The organism is Streptomyces sp. NPDC048584 (genome assembly GCF_043199595.1).
Lineage (GTDB): Bacteria > Actinomycetota > Actinomycetes > Streptomycetales > Streptomycetaceae > Streptomyces > Streptomyces edwardsiae.
On sequence record NZ_JBICWF010000001.1, the window covers coordinates 225,532 to 242,201 of the forward strand.

Annotated in this window: 14 protein-coding genes; 10 read left to right on the top strand and 4 right to left on the bottom strand. The window is 70.1% G+C overall.

Going from position 1 to position 16,670, the window contains the following annotated elements; translation table 11 throughout:
• Positions 1 to 110 precede the first annotated feature (110 nt).
• The 5 genes from ACGFR9_RS00940 to ACGFR9_RS00960 are packed head-to-tail and all read left to right on the top strand — an operon-like array spanning position 111 to position 7,502.
• Complete coding sequence (locus tag ACGFR9_RS00940; RefSeq protein ID WP_393201621.1) at positions 111 to 635, top strand: hypothetical protein; 525 nt, start codon at positions 111 to 113, stop codon at positions 633 to 635.
• Complete coding sequence (locus tag ACGFR9_RS00945) at positions 605 to 2,017, top strand: hypothetical protein (RefSeq protein ID WP_393201624.1); 1,413 nt, start codon at positions 605 to 607, stop codon at positions 2,015 to 2,017. Before ACGFR9_RS00940 ends, ACGFR9_RS00945 begins: the two co-directional genes overlap by 31 nt.
• Positions 2,014 to 3,441: a VWA domain-containing protein gene (locus ACGFR9_RS00950; RefSeq protein ID WP_393201627.1), complete on the top strand. Its 1,428-nt coding sequence runs from the start codon at positions 2,014 to 2,016 to the stop codon at positions 3,439 to 3,441. Before ACGFR9_RS00945 ends, ACGFR9_RS00950 begins: the two co-directional genes overlap by 4 nt.
• A gap of 51 nt (positions 3,442 to 3,492) precedes the next feature.
• The gene (locus ACGFR9_RS00955; protein ID WP_393201630.1) at positions 3,493 to 4,617 is read left to right on the top strand and encodes an AAA family ATPase; all 1,125 of its coding nucleotides are present in this window, start codon (positions 3,493 to 3,495) and stop codon (positions 4,615 to 4,617) included.
• Entirely contained in the window at positions 4,614 to 7,502 is a 2,889-nt protein-coding gene (locus ACGFR9_RS00960) for a hypothetical protein (RefSeq protein ID WP_393201633.1), read from the top strand. The genes ACGFR9_RS00955 and ACGFR9_RS00960 overlap by 4 nt, the downstream gene beginning before the upstream one ends.
• A 60-nt stretch (positions 7,503 to 7,562) precedes the next feature.
• Here the strand turns inward: ACGFR9_RS00960 and ACGFR9_RS00965 are convergent, their stop codons facing one another.
• Positions 7,563 to 7,985: a hypothetical protein gene (locus tag ACGFR9_RS00965; RefSeq protein ID WP_393201635.1), complete on the bottom strand. Its 423-nt coding sequence runs from the start codon at positions 7,983 to 7,985 to the stop codon at positions 7,563 to 7,565.
• A 409-nt stretch (positions 7,986 to 8,394) separates the two neighbouring features.
• Between ACGFR9_RS00965 and ACGFR9_RS00970 the strand changes: the two genes are divergently transcribed.
• Genes ACGFR9_RS00970 through ACGFR9_RS00985 form a run of 4 tightly spaced genes read left to right on the top strand, consistent with a single transcriptional unit; the run spans position 8,395 to position 12,003 of the window.
• The gene (locus ACGFR9_RS00970) at positions 8,395 to 10,812 is read left to right on the top strand and encodes a type IV secretory system conjugative DNA transfer family protein (RefSeq protein ID WP_393201637.1); all 2,418 of its coding nucleotides are present in this window, start codon (positions 8,395 to 8,397) and stop codon (positions 10,810 to 10,812) included.
• Positions 10,809 to 11,132 carry a hypothetical protein gene (locus tag ACGFR9_RS00975; RefSeq protein ID WP_393201639.1) on the top strand — a complete coding sequence of 108 codons (324 nt, stop codon included), beginning with the start codon at positions 10,809 to 10,811 and terminating at the stop codon, positions 11,130 to 11,132. Before ACGFR9_RS00970 ends, ACGFR9_RS00975 begins: the two co-directional genes overlap by 4 nt.
• Positions 11,129 to 11,461, top strand: coding sequence for an AbrB/MazE/SpoVT family DNA-binding domain-containing protein (locus ACGFR9_RS00980; protein WP_393201641.1), 333 nt, complete (start codon positions 11,129 to 11,131; stop codon positions 11,459 to 11,461). The genes ACGFR9_RS00975 and ACGFR9_RS00980 overlap by 4 nt, the downstream gene beginning before the upstream one ends.
• Positions 11,461 to 12,003, top strand: a complete 543-nt coding sequence (locus ACGFR9_RS00985) for a hypothetical protein (protein WP_393201643.1) — start codon at positions 11,461 to 11,463, stop codon at positions 12,001 to 12,003. The genes ACGFR9_RS00980 and ACGFR9_RS00985 overlap by 1 nt, the downstream gene beginning before the upstream one ends.
• 252 nt (positions 12,004 to 12,255) lie before the next feature.
• Here the strand turns inward: ACGFR9_RS00985 and ACGFR9_RS00990 are convergent, their stop codons facing one another.
• From ACGFR9_RS00990 to brxD, 3 genes are all read right to left on the bottom strand, one after another.
• On the bottom strand, positions 12,256 to 12,399 hold the full coding sequence (locus ACGFR9_RS00990; RefSeq protein ID WP_393201645.1) for a hypothetical protein: 144 nt from the start codon (positions 12,397 to 12,399) through the stop codon (positions 12,256 to 12,258).
• 78 nt (positions 12,400 to 12,477) lie between these two features.
• Positions 12,478 to 14,670: a DEAD/DEAH box helicase gene (locus ACGFR9_RS00995; protein ID WP_393201647.1), complete on the bottom strand. Its 2,193-nt coding sequence runs from the start codon at positions 14,668 to 14,670 to the stop codon at positions 12,478 to 12,480.
• Positions 14,670 to 16,019 carry a BREX system ATP-binding protein BrxD gene (gene brxD / locus ACGFR9_RS01000; protein ID WP_393201649.1) on the bottom strand — a complete coding sequence of 450 codons (1,350 nt, stop codon included), beginning with the start codon at positions 16,017 to 16,019 and terminating at the stop codon, positions 14,670 to 14,672. The genes ACGFR9_RS00995 and brxD overlap by 1 nt, the downstream gene beginning before the upstream one ends.
• Before the next feature lie 395 nt (positions 16,020 to 16,414).
• Between brxD and ACGFR9_RS01005 the strand changes: the two genes are divergently transcribed.
• Positions 16,415 to 16,630, top strand: coding sequence for a hypothetical protein (locus ACGFR9_RS01005; RefSeq protein WP_393201651.1), 216 nt, complete (start codon positions 16,415 to 16,417; stop codon positions 16,628 to 16,630).
• The last annotated feature ends 40 nt before the right edge of the window (positions 16,631 to 16,670 follow it).

Sequence of the window (16,670 nt, forward strand, 5' to 3'; positions counted from 1 at the left end):
GCCGCACGGGAGTCCCGTACGGCGCCTGTTCCCCGCTGTTCCGCGGGTTGTCAGTGGCTGCCGATAGCTTGATCCCGTTGCGCCGTTCTGGCGTTGACGTCCCCTTTCGTATGCATGGGAGATGGTGCGCGTTGTCGGTCTGGGAGAAGTCGAGCACGGCCCGGGTGGTGCCGTCCGCGCGGCCGCGGAAGCTCGCGAAGGTGCCGTTCGTGGAGCTGGCCGACGGGCGGTTGCAGGGGGTGGTGTCCAGCGGGTCGGACATCGGGCGGGTGTACGTGTCCTCCGTCGAGGCGGGGTCGTTCGCGTTCGCGTGCAGCACCAACAACAACCGGCCCTGCGGCGGGGCGCGCGGCTGGTTCTGCAATCACATACGCGCGCTGATCGGTGAGGCCGTGCTGCAGTACGGCGTCGACCGGGTGGCCCGGTATCTGAAGGCCGAGGTCGCCGGGGAGGCGCCGGACGCCGACTCGGTCACCCACGCGATGACCGCCACGCGGCCCGCGCAGGGTGACAGTTCGGCGGCGGCGCAGGTGTTCAGCCGGTTCCTGCGGCATCTGGCCTATCTCGAACTGGCACCCACTACCGCTCCGTTGCCGGAGATGCAGTGGTTCCCGACGACGAGGGCGGTGGCGTGATGCGTGCCGATCTGCTGTACGACGGCATCGACGGGCTCGACGAGGCGCTCGCGGCCGTGGACGGTTTCGACGAGGTGCTGGTCTCCGGTCTGCTGCGTCCGGGGCCCGCCCAGGCGGCGGGACTCGCGGGTGTCGCCGAGGCCGTCGCCGGGTCGCCGCTGGCGGCGCGGGTCGCGGAGGCGGCCGAGAAGGCGGCCGCGGGGACGGCCGGCGAGGATCACCTCATGGCCCTCGCGGGCGCTCGCACGGCGCTGCTCGGCTCCGCGCACGACGCGCTCCTCGCGCGGGTGGAGGAGGCGCTCGGGCGGACGCGGGCCGGGGAGGACGGCACCGCGCCGGCCGATGCGGCGGGGCCTTCGGCCAATCTGCTCGCGGCCGCCCGTAGTTGGCTGTGCGATCTCGCGCGGGCCGGCTGGCACGGGATCGACCACGAACTGATCGCCGGTGCCGCGCCCGTCGTGTCCGCGATGCTGCCCGACCCGGCACTGCGCCGCCAGGCCACGCTGCTCGACGGTTTCGCCGCCGAACTGGCCGCGTCCTGCCCCGGCGCGACACTGGAGCGCGTTCCGGTACGGCGATGGGCCGACCTGTGGTCACGGGCCATGCTGCTGACCCTGCCCGGTGCGGCGTCCGCCCCCGCCGTCGGCGAGGCGACCGGACGGCTGCTCCCGCTCGGCGTCGACGTACAGGAGCACGCCACCGCCGTACAGGCGCAGGTGCACGCGGTGTTCGAGCCGGCCGACGGCGGTACGCCGAGGCTGGTGCGCGCCTCGGTGTCCGCGCCGAAGCCCGACACGGTCGTCGGGGCCGGGCTGTGGCAGTTGCTGCGGCCGCACATGTCGCTGCTCGCCGCCGTGAGCGAGGGGCGGGCGATGGACCTGGACGCGATGCCCGTCACCGGTGAGGGCGATCTGATCTGGGACGACGCGCGGGCCCGTACGGGCGAGCCCGCCGAGGTGTTCGCCACCGCGCGGGTGGCGCTGCCGACCGCGGCCGCGTTCGCGACCGCGCCGCTCGACCGGCATCCGGCCAGGATCGCCGTGCCCGTCCTGCTGGAGGGGTACGCCGTCGAGGAGGACGCGTTCCGGCTCGCCGGTGTGTGTCTCGCCGTGGACACCCACCGCGCTCCGGCCGCCGGACCGCTCACCCCCGAGGCCGTCGCCTCGTCCGGCGCGTGTCTCGGGCTGCTGCGGTGGGACGCCGGGGAGTTCCTGGTGCAGCCGCTCGCCGTGGAGCGGATGGTGCGCAAGAAGGCCGTCGCCGTGCACGCGGGCGCGTGGGCCGGCGGTACGGCCGACAAGGCCGGTGTACGGGCCGAGAAGGCCGCCACCGATGCCGTGAAGGTGCTGCGCGAGCGCGCGGGAAAGCTGCTGCGGAAATGAGCGGGCAGACCATCGAGGGCACCGCCGGGCCCGATCCGGACGAGAACCGGCGGCAGGTGCTGTACTGGCGGCTGCTGGCCCGCCTCTTCGACAGCGAGGAGCAGGCTTCCCTGGAGTCGGCGAGTCTGGCCGTGGTCGAGGACATCGGCCTGCCGCCCGCGCTGCTGGACCCGGGCGCGTCCGTCGACTCCGTCGTACAGCGGCACCCGGAGCTGGCCGCCGAGTTCGACGGGCTGATGACGCCGGAGCCGGACGCGGACGGCGGGCGGGACCGGGCCGCCGAGGTGCGGCGAGCGGCGCTCGCGTCGAAGGTGCTGCTGAACGTGTTCGCCCGGGACTCGGGCGCCGTCACCGCCGAACAGCTGGCGCGCTGGCAGTCCGACGCGGGCTGGCTGGAGCGGGCGCTGGGCTGCCGGCCCGGCGAGCTGCGCGGCGGCCGTGCCGGGGGCGGCACGGCACGGGCCGGCGGGCAGGGGGTCGGCCCCACCGGCACCGGGTTCGGCGGCCCCGCTCCCGACCTCAGCCGCCTCATCCCCGAGATCGGGCCGGAGCTGGGCTCCATCGAGGCCGGTCTCGTCAAGCGCATGCGGCTGCGCGAGGTCCTCACCGACCCCGCGCTGGCCTCCCGGCTGACGCCGAGCATGTCGCTGATCGAGCAGCTGCTGCGCGACAAGGACAATCTCTCCGGTGTCGCCCTCGCCAACGCCAAGTCCCTGATCCGTCGTTACGTCGACGAGGTCACCGAAGTACTGCGCACCCAGGTGGAGAAGTCCACGGTCGGCGAGCTCGACCGGTCCGTCCCGCCCAAGCGGGTCTACCGCAACCTCGACATCGACCGCACCATCTGGAAGAACCTCGTCAACTGGGACCCGGAGGAGGAGCGGCTCTACGTCGACCGGCTCTACTACCGGCACACCAGCCGCAGGACGACACCCCAGCGGCTCGTCGTCGTCGTGGACCAGTCCGGGTCGATGGTCGACTCGATGGTCAACTGCACCATCCTGGCGTCCATCTTCGCCGGACTGCCGAAGGTCGACGTGCACCTGATCGCGTACGACACGCAGGCGCTGGACCTCACGCCCTGGGCGCACGACCCGTTCGAGACGCTGCTGCGGACCCAGCTCGGCGGCGGCACCGACGGCACGGTCGCCATGGCGCTCGCCCAGCCGAAGATCGCGGAACCGCGCAACACCGTCGTGGTGTGGATCTCCGACTTCTACGAATGGCGCACCGACGAGCTGTTCGAGAGCATGGCCGCCATCCACCGTTCGGGGGCGAAGTTCATCCCGGTGGGTTCGGTGACCAGCTCGGGGCGCGGCAGCGTCAACCCGTGGTTCCGGGAGAAGTTCAAGGACCTCGGTACGCCGGTGATCTCCGGCCACATCAAAAAGCTCGTGCACGAACTCAAGACGTTTCTCACCTGATCACCGTTCGCCCTCATCACCGTGATCACCGTATGGAAAGGCTGTTCCCTCATGTCCGACCTGCTGCGCGCCCCTGCCGAGATCAAGTACGCCGAGGAGCTCGACTGGCTGGAGTCGATCGACGACGGCCCCAAGCCGTTCTCGTGGCGGCTGTCCCCGAAGATGGTCCGTCTGTTCATCCTGGGCTCCGAGCGGGCCGACGGGCTGGACCGGGAGGTGTCGCAGAAGTGGTTCGGCGACCGCAGCTTCGTGGAGCGGTCGATCGTCACCCTCGCCTCCGACCGCGGTCTGCTGCTCATCGGTGACCCCGGCACGGGCAAGAGCTGGCTGGCGGAGCTGCTGTCGGCCGCGATCTCCCGCAACTCCACGCTGGTGGTGCAGGGTACGGCCGGCACCACCGAGGACCACATCAAGTACTCGTGGAACGTGTCGATGGTCATCGCCAAGGGCCAGTCGCGGGAGTCGATGATCCCCTCGCCGATCATGACGGCGATGGAGGCCGGCTCGATCGGCCGTTTCGAGGAGCTGACCCGGTCGACGAGCGATGTGCAGGACGCGCTGATCTCGATCCTCTCCGAGAAGTACATCTCGGTGCCCGAGCTGGAGAGCGGCGGCGGTGACGACAACATCGTCTTCGCCAAGCCGGGCTTCTCCGTCATCGCCACGGCCAACAGCCGCGACCGGGGCGTCAACGACCTGTCCTCCGCGCTGAAGCGGCGCTTCAACTTCGTCCGCATTCCGGTGGTGACGAACAAGAGGAGCGAGGCGGAGATCGTCCGCTTCCGCACCGAGGAGCTGCTGCGCCGGCACCGGATCGAGCTGGACGTGCCGCCGACCCTGCTGGACGTGCTGCTGCAGAGCTTCGCCGATCTGCGGGCGTCCGCCGCGGCGGCCGGCAGCGACGACGAGAAGCTGGAGTCCGCCCTGTCGACGGCCGAGCAGATCGGTGTGCTGGAGGACGCCGTGCTGCACAGCAACTTCTTCGGCGAGCGCGCCCTGACCGCCCGCACCCTCGCCTCCTCGCTGGTGGGCTCCCTCACCCGGCGTGAGCCCGAGGACCTGGCGATCTTCAACAAGTATCTGCACGGTGTCGTCGAGCCGCGCAGCAAGGAAGAGGGCGGCTCCTGGCCCGAGTTCCTCGAGGGCGGCCGCGACGCGATCGCCACCCTGTCATGAGCGGGACCCACGAGAGCACGTCGTTCGCCGCTCTGCGCGGGCAACTGCAGGAAGCCGCCACCGAGTTCGCGGACGGTCCGGACGCCCTGGAGGGCATCCTGCTCGGCATGGTCGACGACGTCGACCGGGCGGTGCGGGAGCCGCTGGAGATCTTCCCCGTCTGCCACCACTCCCCCGCCTCCGCGCTCGCCATGGCCCGGCGGCTGCGGGAGAAGCAGCCCAAGGTGGTGTACCTGGAGCTGTGCGAGGACATGGCCCCGCTGCTGACCGAGCTGCGCAACTGCCGGCTGCCGGTGGCGGTGCAGGCGTTCGCCGGTGACGTCGACGGCTTCCCCGCCGCATGGGCGCCACTGTCGGTCGTGGCGCCGGTCACGGAGGCGTCCGCCGAGTACCAGGCGATCGCGTACGCCCTGGACACCCCGGGCGTGGAACTGGTCCTGGTCGACCGGTCCACGGACCATGTCTTCCAGTGGGACCGCGGGGATTCGAACGACGTTCCTCAGGAGGCGGAGGCCGCGCTGCACGGTGAGGCCGTCGGCGTGGAGATCGGTGATCTGCGGCCGCGTTTCGCCGAGCTGGAGGAGCATCTGCTGCGCCACGGCAAGGTGCGGCACTGGTCGGAGTGGTGGCACCAATATGTCGAGGTCCCGCTCGGGGACAGCGACCACGCCACCTACCGCCAGGTGATGTTCCTCATCGGCAGTCTGTTCCGGCGGCTCACCCCCGGCTACGGGGCCCGGCTGCGGGTGGACGAGGACCGCGAGCGGTACATGTGGACCCGGATGCGGGAGCATCTGGCGGCGACCGGCACGAACCCGGAGGACTGTCTCTACGTGTGCGGCGCGTTCCACGCGGCCAGCCGGGTCGAGGAGTTCGGCGTGGAGGGACGCTCGGACACGTTCACGATCTCGCCGCGCACCGCCACCACCTGGCAGTACGGACTGATCCCGTCCAGTCACGCGGCGATCGAGGCACAGTTCGGCCTCGCCGCCGGCTCGGTGTCGATCGCGGCGACGGAATGGGCGAAGGGGCTGAAGCGCACGCGCGTGAAGCCGTACGTACTGGAAGGGCAGGCCGGGAAGAAGAAGTCCACGGCGAAGAAGTCAGCCTCGGTCCCGGCACCGCCCCCCGAGGCGCCCGCCACGGACAGACTGTCCGGCTTCCTGCGGCGGCCGCCCGTGCTCGACGGACTGGACGAGGCCGAACTCCTCGGCTGGTCGGTGGAGATCGTCCGCGCGGCCCGGCGCAACGGTTATCTCGCCTCGACCGCCGACGCCATCGCCGTCTTCGAGACGTCGATCCTGCTCGCCGGCATGCGCGACCGCGCCAAGCCGACGCCGTACGACTTCCAGGACGCGGCGGTCACCTGTATCGAGAAGGACAGCGTCCCCGGACGGCGGGACGTGCGGCGGCTCGTCGAGATCATGATGGGTGGCGACCGGATCGGCCAGGTCGGCTACGAGTCACTGCCGCCGCTCGCCCGCGACGTGTACGACCGTCTCGCGCCGCTGGAACTGGGGCTGGAGCAGCGCGGGGTGCGCCGGGCGCTGCTGGACATGGCCTCCCGGCCCGAACTGAGCGCCTGTTCCGATGTGTTGTGGATGCTGCGGCGCCTGATGCCGCAGGGCGCGGCACGGCCCATCATGGGTGAGCGGCGGCTCGGCGAACGCTCGATCCAGGAGTCGTGGGACCTCGCGCTCGGCACGCACCAGCGGGCCCTGATCGAGCTCGGCTACGAGGGCGTCAGCCTGGAACAGGTACTGGAACAGCGGCTGCGGCGCGACGCGTACGGGCCACAGGCGACCACGGCGAGCGTGCTCGCGGCGGTCGAGGACGCGCTGCTGTACCTGCGCGGCCACCGTCTCGCCGACGAACTCGGCACCCATGCCCTGAAGTTGCTCGCCGCCGAACGCAGCGTGGACGGGGCGCCGGAGGTGCTGCGCCGGGTGCGGGCACTCCTGGCGTACTACCGCACCAGCGAGCCGGTGCTGCCGGGGTGGATCGAGTCGTTCGTCAAGACCGGTTACGCCCACTACTGCACGCTGCTGCCGACGGCGTTCCGGGACGAGGACGCGACGGTCGGGCAGGTCGCGGCGATGCTCGGCTTCCTGTTCTCCCTGGAGAGCCTCGCGCTGTCCCTGGGCTGCGACCGGCACCAGCTGGAGCTCGCCGTCGCCCAGTCCCACCCCGACGACCCGGCGAAGACGGCTCTGCTGTGGGCGGCCCAGGTGCAGCTCGGCACCCTGTCCCGCACGGAGCTGCGGGCACGGTGCGACGAACTGCTGGACAACCCGCTGGTGGTGTCCTCCTATCCGCGCTACCTGAGCGGCTTCGTGCACGCGCTGGAGCCGGTGCCGGGGCTGGCGGACGTGGTGGTCGAGGCGGTCTCGAACGCGTTCGGGCGGCTCCCGGACACGGTCCTGCTCCCCTGGCTCCCGCTCCTGATCACCACCCTGCGCTCGGGCGCGGCGGACCTGGCCCCGCTGATGGTCCGCGAGGCGGGCCGTGTCTTCCCGGGCCGGCTGCCGGAACTGGACGCCTGGACCCCGCCGTGGCGCATGCCGGAAACGGATCTGTTCGCCGCGAGGCCCGTGGCCCCTGTCCCCCGCGGCGCGGCGCTGCTGACCGCGCACCCCGCGACGTGCGACGCGGTGGCGGAGCTGCTCGGCTGCGAGGAGGGCTGGGCGTCGTCCGAGCTCCCGGCTCCGTCGGGCGCGGCGCTGCTGACCGCGCACCCGGCGACGTGCGACGCGGTGGCGGAGCTGCTGGGGTGCGACGGGGGATGGGTGACGGCGGTTCCGGCTCCGCCGGGTGCGGGCGCCGCCCTGACGGCCCGGCACCCGGCGACGGCCGGTGCCCTGGAGCCGCTGCTCGCCGCCCTGTGACAGCTGTGGCCGGGTCCCCCCGTTCGGGACCCGGCCACAGCCACCACCGGTCTGTCCGCGTCATCGGGTGAGCCTGCGCTCGGTCCACTCCTTCGCGGCGGTGAGCCGGGTGCGAAGCTCGGCGGCGATGTCGCACCGCTTCAGCGTGACGCCGACCTTCTTGCTGACCCTCCACGGCCACAGGCGGCGTCGGCGCTCTTCCGACAGGGCTGCGATGTACTTCTCGATCAGCCCGTCGAGGCCCTCGAGGGCCTCGGGCCAGCGCCGGGCATCGTCCTGGAGCTGACTGCGGAGCGTGTCGAGGGTGGCGAAGTGGCTTCCGGTCACCGTCCCCTTCGCCTCGAGCGTCTCCATCTCCCGCTCGACCGCGCGGAGACGGTCGTGGAAGGGCTGGAGCTGGGTCGCCATCTTGTCGAAGGCCCGCTTGCGCCAGCCCACGCGGGCGATCACCGCGGAGACGACGACCGCGGCGACCGCGATCACAGCGGTCCAGGTCCACCCGCCGAGGAAAGTGTCCCCGCCTTGCGCCGTGTGACCTTCCCGCGCCACTTCCACGCAGGTCTGGATCACCCTCCGGCCCGTCGAAGAAACAGAACAAGACATGTGGCGTCGTCCTCATGGAGATGGGGCCCGCACGCCAAAGGGGGAGGCGCGCCGAGTGACCGCTGTGTGTCCGCAGCCTCCCCGGAAGGGAAAGGCTCCCGCAAATGCACGCGTTGAGCCATTCGCGACGCCTCATTGAGGAGCGGACGCCACCGGTACTGTCCGCACGCTGGGCCGTCAACCCCGCCCCGCCGCGTATTCGTTGACGTCGTGTCATGCCTCTTTGAGATCCTTTGACGGGCTGGTGACGACGCTCCTACGCTACGGCGGGAATGAGGAGGTATGTGGGGTGCCCGCTTATCTGCACTGGGGCAAGGTGCTCGGAATCTACGACGACGAGGCGCCCGCGACCCTGCCGAGTCAGCTCGATCTTCTGCGCGCTCTGCAGGATCTCGACACGCCGGGTGTGGCGCTGGTCTATCGGCTCAGGACTTCACCGGAAGGCGGTCCGAACGCGGAGCCGAGTGCTCTTTTCGATCTACGGTGCCTGTCGAAAGACGCAGAAACCATTTCACCGGCCGAGGCACGCACACTCGATGATCTCAGCGCGGTTGCCCTGCTGCCCGCGTACAACATATCCGCGGCTTCCGAAGTCCGCGTGGGCTACAAGTACCGGACGCGGATCGTTCCGGCCGCCCGGCGGGGAGACGAACTTCCCATCAAACGGGACTGGGCCGAACTCGTGGATCTTTTCCGTCGCCGTGAGGACGACGTCGCCCTGGACATCACCTGCACGCTGACGGGCGCACGGGTCGGAAACCACCGGCCTTCGATGAGGACCGGCCACATCACCAGCATCGACCGGGCCACCGCGTTCTTCGAGGCGGCCGCGGCGGAGTGCCGATTCCATCAAGAGGACCAGCACCAGCTGATCGTGACGGTGGCGCTCCAGTCGACAGCGCCCATCGACCAGGTCTTCGCGAAGGCCACCGGCCGCATGCTGTTCGGAACACCGGTGAGACTACGGCCGGTCAACCGGTACCGGCCGATCACCAGCAGCGCAGAACTGGGCGTGGTCGGCTGCCCGGAACAGCTGATCCGGGTCTGGCACGCCCCGTACGGGAACATGCAGGGCCGGGGTCTCAGCTCGTGGCGGGACACGCGGATAGCCCTGCGCCGGAAGCCGCCCAAGGTCGAGGCGGGCGTCCTTCTGGGCAAGGCGCGATGGCACGGAGCACGGTTCACCACCAACGAAGTGGTGGAGGTCAGCGACGAGGACCGCACCAAGCACACTTATGTCGTCGGGAAGACCGGTTCGGGGAAGACCAACGTCCTGAAGTCACTGGTCCGGCAGGACATCATCAACGGAAACGGATGCGCCGTCATCGACCCGCACGGCGATCTCGTCGACTACGCCCTGGAGCACTCCGGCGACCGCCTGGAGGACGTCGTCCATCTGGACTTCGGCGACCCGGAGTATCTGCCGGTGGTGAATCCGTTCCTGATGGACGTGGAGGGGGAGAGCGACTACCAGATGGCGGTCGAGGAAATCCTCGAGATCATCATCCGGCGTTCGTTCAGTCAGTTCACCGGGCCGGTATTCGACGACACGACCCGGCTGATGCTGAAGACGATCTGGCACCAGGAGATCCGGGGCGACCTGCTGCCCAGCATCCCGCTCGCCCTGGAGGTCCTGCGCACACCGGTCATGCGCAAGTGGGCCACCGGCGTCATGCAAAGCGTCGACGCCGAACTTGCCGACCAGTGGCGGGCGTTCGAGGGAATGCTGGCCAGCACGGTGGCCGAGACGGTCCGCTGGGCGGCGGCGAAGTTCGCGGACTTCACCAGCGGCAATCCGCTCCAGTTGCTCACCGCCGGATCCTCGCCGCTGTCCATCCGGGACATCTACGACAAGCGGAAGATCCTGCTGGTCAGGTTGCCCGAGACCATGATGGGGCCGATGTCCGGCCAGTTCCTGGGCTCCCTGCTGTTCAACCGTATCTACCGTGCTGCCCGGGCGAGCGGCTCCACCACGTCAGCACCGTTCTTCATCCACGTCGACGAGTTCCAGCGCTTCGTGAGTCACGAGGTGGAGGAACTCGTGGCCGAGGCACGCAAGTTCAATGTGGGGCTGACCTTCGCCCACCAGAACCTGCGGCAGTTGGAGGCTTTCTCACGGTACGAGGGATCCGCCAACGCACGGCTCGCCGAGGCGATCTTCTCGAACGTGGGCACCATGATCGTCATGAAGACCTCGGGCCGGGACGTGAAGGCCTTCGCGGACGAGTTCTCGGTGAACGAGACACAGGTGCGCAACATCGCCCAGTACGAAGCTCTGGCACGCACGGTGATCGGGAATGTGGAACAGCCGGTGTTCAGCCTCGTCGTCGACCACGAAGTCTCGGGCCGCGGCGATTCGACGGTGGCCGCCCTGGTGCGGGAACGCATGATCGCTCAGGGGATCATGCGGCCGCGCGACGAACTGCGCACCGTCCAGAAGGAGCTGGAGACGTTCCGGGCCCACGGCAGACCCAGCCGGCCGCGGGCACCGGGCCGCCCCTCCCCCGCCCCCGCGACGCCGCCGGACGACGAGCCGTTCGATCTCGCCCCCGACGGTTCGGACGGCGAATCCGGCTCGTCGTCGACCAGCGCGTTCCTCGACGAATGGCTGGCCAAGCGCAAGTCACGGAACGAGCGGGGCACCCGGACGGACGCGAAGCCCGCCGACACCCCATCCGAATCCCCTAGCCTGCGGAGTTCACCATGAGCACCCCCGATTTCGAGAACCGTGCCGAACGGATCGACCCTGTACTGCAGACCGCATGGGAACACCTGGACACCGATATCGACGTCCGGATCGACGCGATCGCGGAGGAGCTGAACATCGAGCGCGACAAGGTCATCGCCCTGAGCGTGCTGTTCTTCTCCAGCCAGCTGCAGTTGCGGCGGGAGGACAAGATGGTCATTGTGTGCGGCCGGCCGGCCAAGGCGTATCCTGACCCGCTGGCCGCGCTCTTCGACCAGGACGACTCGGGCAAGTACACCGCGATCTATCAGCAGTTGGCCGGTACGTGGGAGGCGTCATGACCGAGGGCGATCAGGACATCGACGACTTCAACGAGAGCGCCGAACGCGCGGGGGAATCGAGCGGGATCCCTCCGGCGCCTTCCCGGGACAGACTGGAACCCGGATCGGGGTTCCGGACCTACCGGGTGTCCAAGGCCGGGCAGCTGACGCTGCCCGGCTCGGCGCGCAAGGAGTGGGAGCTGAAGGAGGGGGGACCGGTCCATGTCGCGCACATCGGGGACTTCGTGGTGATCGTGCGCTCCGGGGCATGGTCCCACCGGCTTCAACAGTGGCGGCTCGAAGCGGATCTGGCCGAACAGCTCCAGGAAGAGATCGATCGTGAGGCGTGATGGCGACGCGAGTGCTCATCGACCGCTGGGGGTTCGCCCTTCTGCTGAAAGGCCACCGCCCGCGGACGGTCGAGGGTGAACGGTTCGACGAGTATCTGATCGGCGAGCGGGAGTACCTTCGCTTCCTGACCATCACGCAGCAGGCCGAGCCGCGTACCGGCATCCTCCTGCTCCTGGAATCGATACAGCGCACCCAGGGGAAGTCGCCGTCGATCACCAGTGCGCTGTCCGCCCTCCTCAACCCGGAGCAGGTGCAGGAGCTGTACGGGATACCCGTCGCCCTCTCCCGGCTCCCGGAGCCCACCCTCGGGCTGCTGCCGGCCACCTGTCACCGCTTCGGCCTGCAGGAGAGCGAGGCGGAGAGCGTCCTGCTCGCCCTTCAGGAGGAGGTCGCGTTCCTGACCTGCTACCAGTCGCTGGTCATACGCCGCTGGATGTGGATGGCCTTGTCCAAACACAGGATCCACGCACTCGACCTCGACCACGGCTGCCCTCGGCTGAAGAAGGCCGGTCTACTGCCGCGCGGCAGTGGACCGGGGTGAGGTCCGCGAGGAACTGGCCGGTGAAACGGTCCGGTTCCTCGGGTGGCTACGCCTGGGGCCGGACATCCGGGCCGCGTTCGACCAGGACATCGGTGAGCTGCTCGCCAGTAACGCGGTCGAGGAAGGGCCATCGGGCTGGCGCTTTGGGAGGGACCTGCCGAAACCCACTGATGGACGGCCGGCCGCCGTCCCTGTCCTTCTTCGTCGGAGCTGACGGAGAGGGACAGGGACGGCGGCTCCTCTGGACGGCTCTCACGCGCCGCGCATGAGCTCCGCGTTGACGGCGTCGACCCACGCGTACGAGGGTTCTCCGGTGACGATGCCGTCTCCCTTTCCCCGACGCCAAGGATGCACGTCGATCACGGTGACGAGCGCGTTGTCCAGTCCGACCACCACCCACCAGAACCGTTTGTAAGCGGCGAACGGACAGGGGACGGAGGATGGCTGCTCTTCACCCTCCAGTTGAAGCCCTTCTCAGGCAGAGCCGCTCAAGGCCTGTAGGCGCACGGGCTCGGACAGCACCCTGCGAGCGCCTTCGAAGTCGGCCAGACGGGCCGCGACCGTGGCGACGGCGAGGCGTTCCGGGAGGGCGGCGGAGAACTTCAGGCCGCGTACGGCCCGGGGGTCCACGTCAGGGAGGACGAGGGTCTCACCGACGCTCTTTCGGGCGGCGTGCCAGTCGGCCGAGTCGAGGTCCTCGCGCAGGCGCAGCCAGCTGTCGGTGGGGCGCTGCAGCGGGTCGGTGACCGACTGGAGGGTGGCCGCGAGGGTTGCGTTGGCGCGGTAGCCGGCCCAGGTCCACCAGCGCACGTCGCTGCCGACGCGCGTGATCAGGGTGCCGCCCGGGTGCACGGTGTCGGGGGCGTCGGTCTCGCGCTGCTCGGTCAGGCACGACTCGGCGCGTCGGGTGAGGGAGACGGGCGGGTCCGCGCCCAGCAGTACCTCGCGCATGGCGCGGGTGAGGGCGTACGACAGTCCGGCGATGCCGCCGTTCATCCACTTGGCGACGCCACCCCCGTCGGCGGGTTCGACGAAGACGCGCTTGCGCAGCCAGTCGATGTAGGTGACCTGCCAGCTGCGTCCGCCGAGCAGCAGGCGGCGCGGGCCTGGGCGTTCCTCGGTGAGCACGCTCGGGTCGGTGCGGCCGATCTCGGTGCGCCCGGACAGGACGGTGAACTGCGGTGGCGCGGTGAAGGACGCGGTGAGTTCGATGAAGTGGCGCTTGCCGAAGCGGCGTTCCGCCTCGGGGCCGACGAACAGCAGACCGCCGTCGCTGTCGAGGAAGCCCTCCTCGGTGAGATGGCGCAGGATCGGGGCGGCGGACCGGTCGAAGGGAGCGAGGCCGTTCCACTGCTGTTCCCAGAGCTGGTCACCGAGCTTGTGCTGTTGCAGGGTGACGGCGAGGAGCTGCTGGGCCACGAGGTGACGCGGCTCGGGCGGCGGGAGGACCGGTTCGACCCAGCCGCGCGACCAGAGCAACAGCAAGCCTGCCGCTTGGAGCAGCGTGTCCTTGTGAGTGGTGAGGAACAGGCAGTTGCGTACGGTGCCGGACCGTCGCCCGGTACGGCCGATGCGCTGCAGGAAGGAGGCGACGGAGGCCGGCGAGTCGATCTGGATGACGCGGTCCAGGTCGCCGACGTCGATGCCGAGTTCGAGGGTGGAGGTGGAGACGATGACGCAGTCGCGCGCTTCGGCGAAGGCCTGCTCGGAGCGGTGGCGTTCGTCGACGGAGAGGGAGGCGTGGGACAGGAAGACGGTCACCTCGCGGGCGCGGAGCGCGGCACCCAGTTCCTCGACCTGGCGGCGCGAGTCGCAGAAGACGAGGCGTTTCTCTCCGCGGTGCAGGGCGGCGATGAGCTTGGCCGCGTTGTCGAGGGAGCCCACGTAGTCGAGTTCCACCTCGCCCGCGGGCTTGGGGGACGGGTCCGCAGCGGCCGGTTCTTCGTGTGCGACCGCACCGGTGGCGGGCAGGCGGACGCCCGGCGCGACGACCTGCCCGGTGCGGCTCCCGGCGCCGGACCCCTGTAGCCAGTGCAGCAGTTGCTCGGGGTTGCCGACGGTCGCCGAGAGTCCGACGCGCTGGATGCGTCGGCCGGTGACCCGTTCCAGCCGTTCGAGTACGGCGAGCAGGTGCCAGCCCCGGTCGTCACCCGCGAAGGCGTGCACCTCGTCGACGACGACGGCCCGCACACTGCCCAGCAGCCGCGCGTGGTCGGTCTTGACGCCGATCAGCATCGCCTCGAGCGACTCGGGCGTGGTCAGCAGGACGTCCGGCGCCTCGGTGCGGATGCGCTGCCGCCGCGACTCCTTGGTGTCGCCGTGCCAGAGGGCGGCGCGCCGCCCCAGCCACTGGGCGTAGGTGTCGACGCGGCCGATCAGGTTGTTGAGGAGCGCCTTGAGCGGACACAGGTACAGCACCGAGGTGCCGGTCCACCGCTGCCCGGCCATCGCCGACAGCAGCGGGAAGCAGGCCGCCTCGGTCTTGCCGCCGGCCGTCGGTGCGAGCAGGACGGCGTCCTCGCCGTCCATGAGCGGGGTGATCGCCGCCCGTTGGAGGGGGCGCAGGTCGGGCCAGCCGAGGGTGTTGACGATGTGGTGCAGGACGACGGGGTCGAGCCGGTCGAGCACGTCGGCCCCTCCCCGGGCCGGACCGTCCGCGTCCGCCATCACAGCTCCAGGTCGATGTCATCGGCGGACGCGGAACCGCCGAACACCGTGGCGGCCAGGTTCCGCTCCACGTCGGTGAGTTCACTGCTCGCGACCGTCAGCTTGTAGTGCTGTCGGGGGTCGAAGTCGTCGAACTGGTCCACGCGGTCGAGGACGTCCCCGACGAGCTTCTTCAGGAACAGCCGGGGAGCCACCCCGACCTTTCCGCCCAGCGCCCCGCCGACGGCCCGCGCGAGGTCGGCGACGTAGGCGTCGTCGACGACCGTCCGCACGCGCTCGGGCGATGTGGCGGCGTCCGCGTACAGGTCCCGGATGGTGACGCCGAGGCCGACCAGGGACTCCTGGGTGAAGCCGGGCAGCCGGATCTGCACCGCGCGGGGGTTGTCGAAGCGCGGGTCGGTGGTGAAGTCGGTGGCGAGCCGCTGGGCGAGCGGGGCCAGGCGCTGGACGCCCTGCTGGCCGTCGTAGAAGGCGGGTGTGCCGGTGATGACGAGGTACAGGCCGGGGAAGCGGCCGGAGTGCACCTCGTCGATGAGCTGCCGCAGCGCGTTGAGCGCCTTGTCTCGGGCGTCGGAGCGGACGCGCTGGAGCGTCTCCACCTCGTCGAGGACGACGAAGAGCCCGGTGTGGCCGGAGTCGCGCAGCACGGTGAGCAGGCCCTGCAGGAAGCCGAGGGCGCCGAAGTGGTCGAGGTCGCCGCGCACCCCGGCGGACCGGCGGGCGGAGGCCGCGACGTGCGGCTGGCCGCCGAGCCACGCCAGCACGGCCGCGGCGGTCGCCTCGTCGCCGTCGGCGAGGGCGGCCCGGTAGCCGCGCAGGGCGGTGGCGAAGGACGGGGCGTGCCGGGAGACCTCGGCGAGCCGCGCGACGAGCAGCTTCTCCACCTCACCGGGCAGCTCCTCCTCGGTCGCGCCGGCCGCGAGGGCGTCCTCCTCCAGGGCGTAGAACCAGGCGTCCACGACGGGCCGCAGGGCGCTGGGCGGGAAGCTGGAGGTGGCGAGGCGTTCGGTGAGCCGCCGGTAGACCGTCTCCAGCTTGTGCAGCGGCGTCTCGTTCTCGGAGACCTGGATCTCGGCCACGGCGAAGTTGCGGCGCTTGGCCCGCTCCCCCAGCCAGCGGGTGAAGAAGGTCTTGCCGGACCCGTACTCACCGCGCACGGCCTTGAACACGGATCCGCCGGACGCGACGGCGTCCAGTTCCGCGTCGAGGGCCGCCTCGAACCGGTCGAGCCCGGTGGCGAGCAGGTCGAGCCCGCTCTTGGGCACGGCCCCGCGGCGCAGGGCGTCGACGACGGTACGGCGGCGGGCGGCGCTGACCTGTGCGTGGCGCTTGGATCCGGTGGTGCTCACGGGGTCCAGTGTTCCATCTTCCGGAGTGTTGCCGTACGGGACCGGAAACAGCCCCGCGAGCGGTGCACGACCGGGCGTGAACCTCACCGCCTCTGACACTGCCGAGGCACAGTTCACCGTTCAGGGCGAGGTCGCCGTCGCGGCACTCCGTCAAGAGGCCGTCATATTGCTCAAGCCGCGTGTATGGGACAGGACTTGGTGGCAGAATGCGTTGCGTAGGTCGTTCCCGTCTTCCCGGAGGGCTCACTTGACTCGCTCGTCAGGCGCAGATCAATCAGCAACCGGCTGGTTGCGGGCTCCGTAGAGTCCGCCTGCGCATTTCTGGAAATAACGCCTCACCGAGGTGAGGCGTGCCCTTTTCCAGCGGTGCGAGTCAACAAGTCAATGGAGGACCGGTGTCGACCAACCCGACCCATCAGGGGTGTCACCACCCGGCGCGTGACATCACCATTGTCGCTCTCGTGGCCGGCGTGCTCTCGCTCGGTACGGCCGTCACGACGATGGCGTTCGGTGTCAGCCCGTTGGCGATCCTCACGAGCAGCGGTGGTGCGTTCATCGCCGTTCTCAGCGCGGGGATGAACGTGCTCAACCATGTGAAGCGCGAGTCGTAGCCCTTGCAGGGGTGGTCTGCCGGAAGCAGACCGCCCCTGC

What these genes read in the sequence shown, in the direction of transcription:
- ACGFR9_RS00995 (WP_393201647.1), bottom strand. Translation starts at nt 14,670, where the DNA reads ATGGCGGACGCGGACGGTCCGGCCCGGGGAGGGGCCGACGTGCTCGAC.
- ACGFR9_RS00940 (WP_393201621.1), top strand. Translation starts at nt 111, where the DNA reads ATGCATGGGAGATGGTGCGCGTTGTCGGTCTGGGAGAAGTCGAGCACG.
- ACGFR9_RS00985 (WP_393201643.1), top strand. Translation starts at nt 11,461, where the DNA reads ATGGCGACGCGAGTGCTCATCGACCGCTGGGGGTTCGCCCTTCTGCTG.
- ACGFR9_RS00950 (WP_393201627.1), top strand. Translation starts at nt 2,014, where the DNA reads ATGAGCGGGCAGACCATCGAGGGCACCGCCGGGCCCGATCCGGACGAG.
- ACGFR9_RS00955 (WP_393201630.1), top strand. Translation starts at nt 3,493, where the DNA reads ATGTCCGACCTGCTGCGCGCCCCTGCCGAGATCAAGTACGCCGAGGAG.
- ACGFR9_RS00960 (WP_393201633.1), top strand. Translation starts at nt 4,614, where the DNA reads ATGAGCGGGACCCACGAGAGCACGTCGTTCGCCGCTCTGCGCGGGCAA.
- ACGFR9_RS00975 (WP_393201639.1), top strand. Translation starts at nt 10,809, where the DNA reads ATGAGCACCCCCGATTTCGAGAACCGTGCCGAACGGATCGACCCTGTA.
- ACGFR9_RS00980 (WP_393201641.1), top strand. Translation starts at nt 11,129, where the DNA reads ATGACCGAGGGCGATCAGGACATCGACGACTTCAACGAGAGCGCCGAA.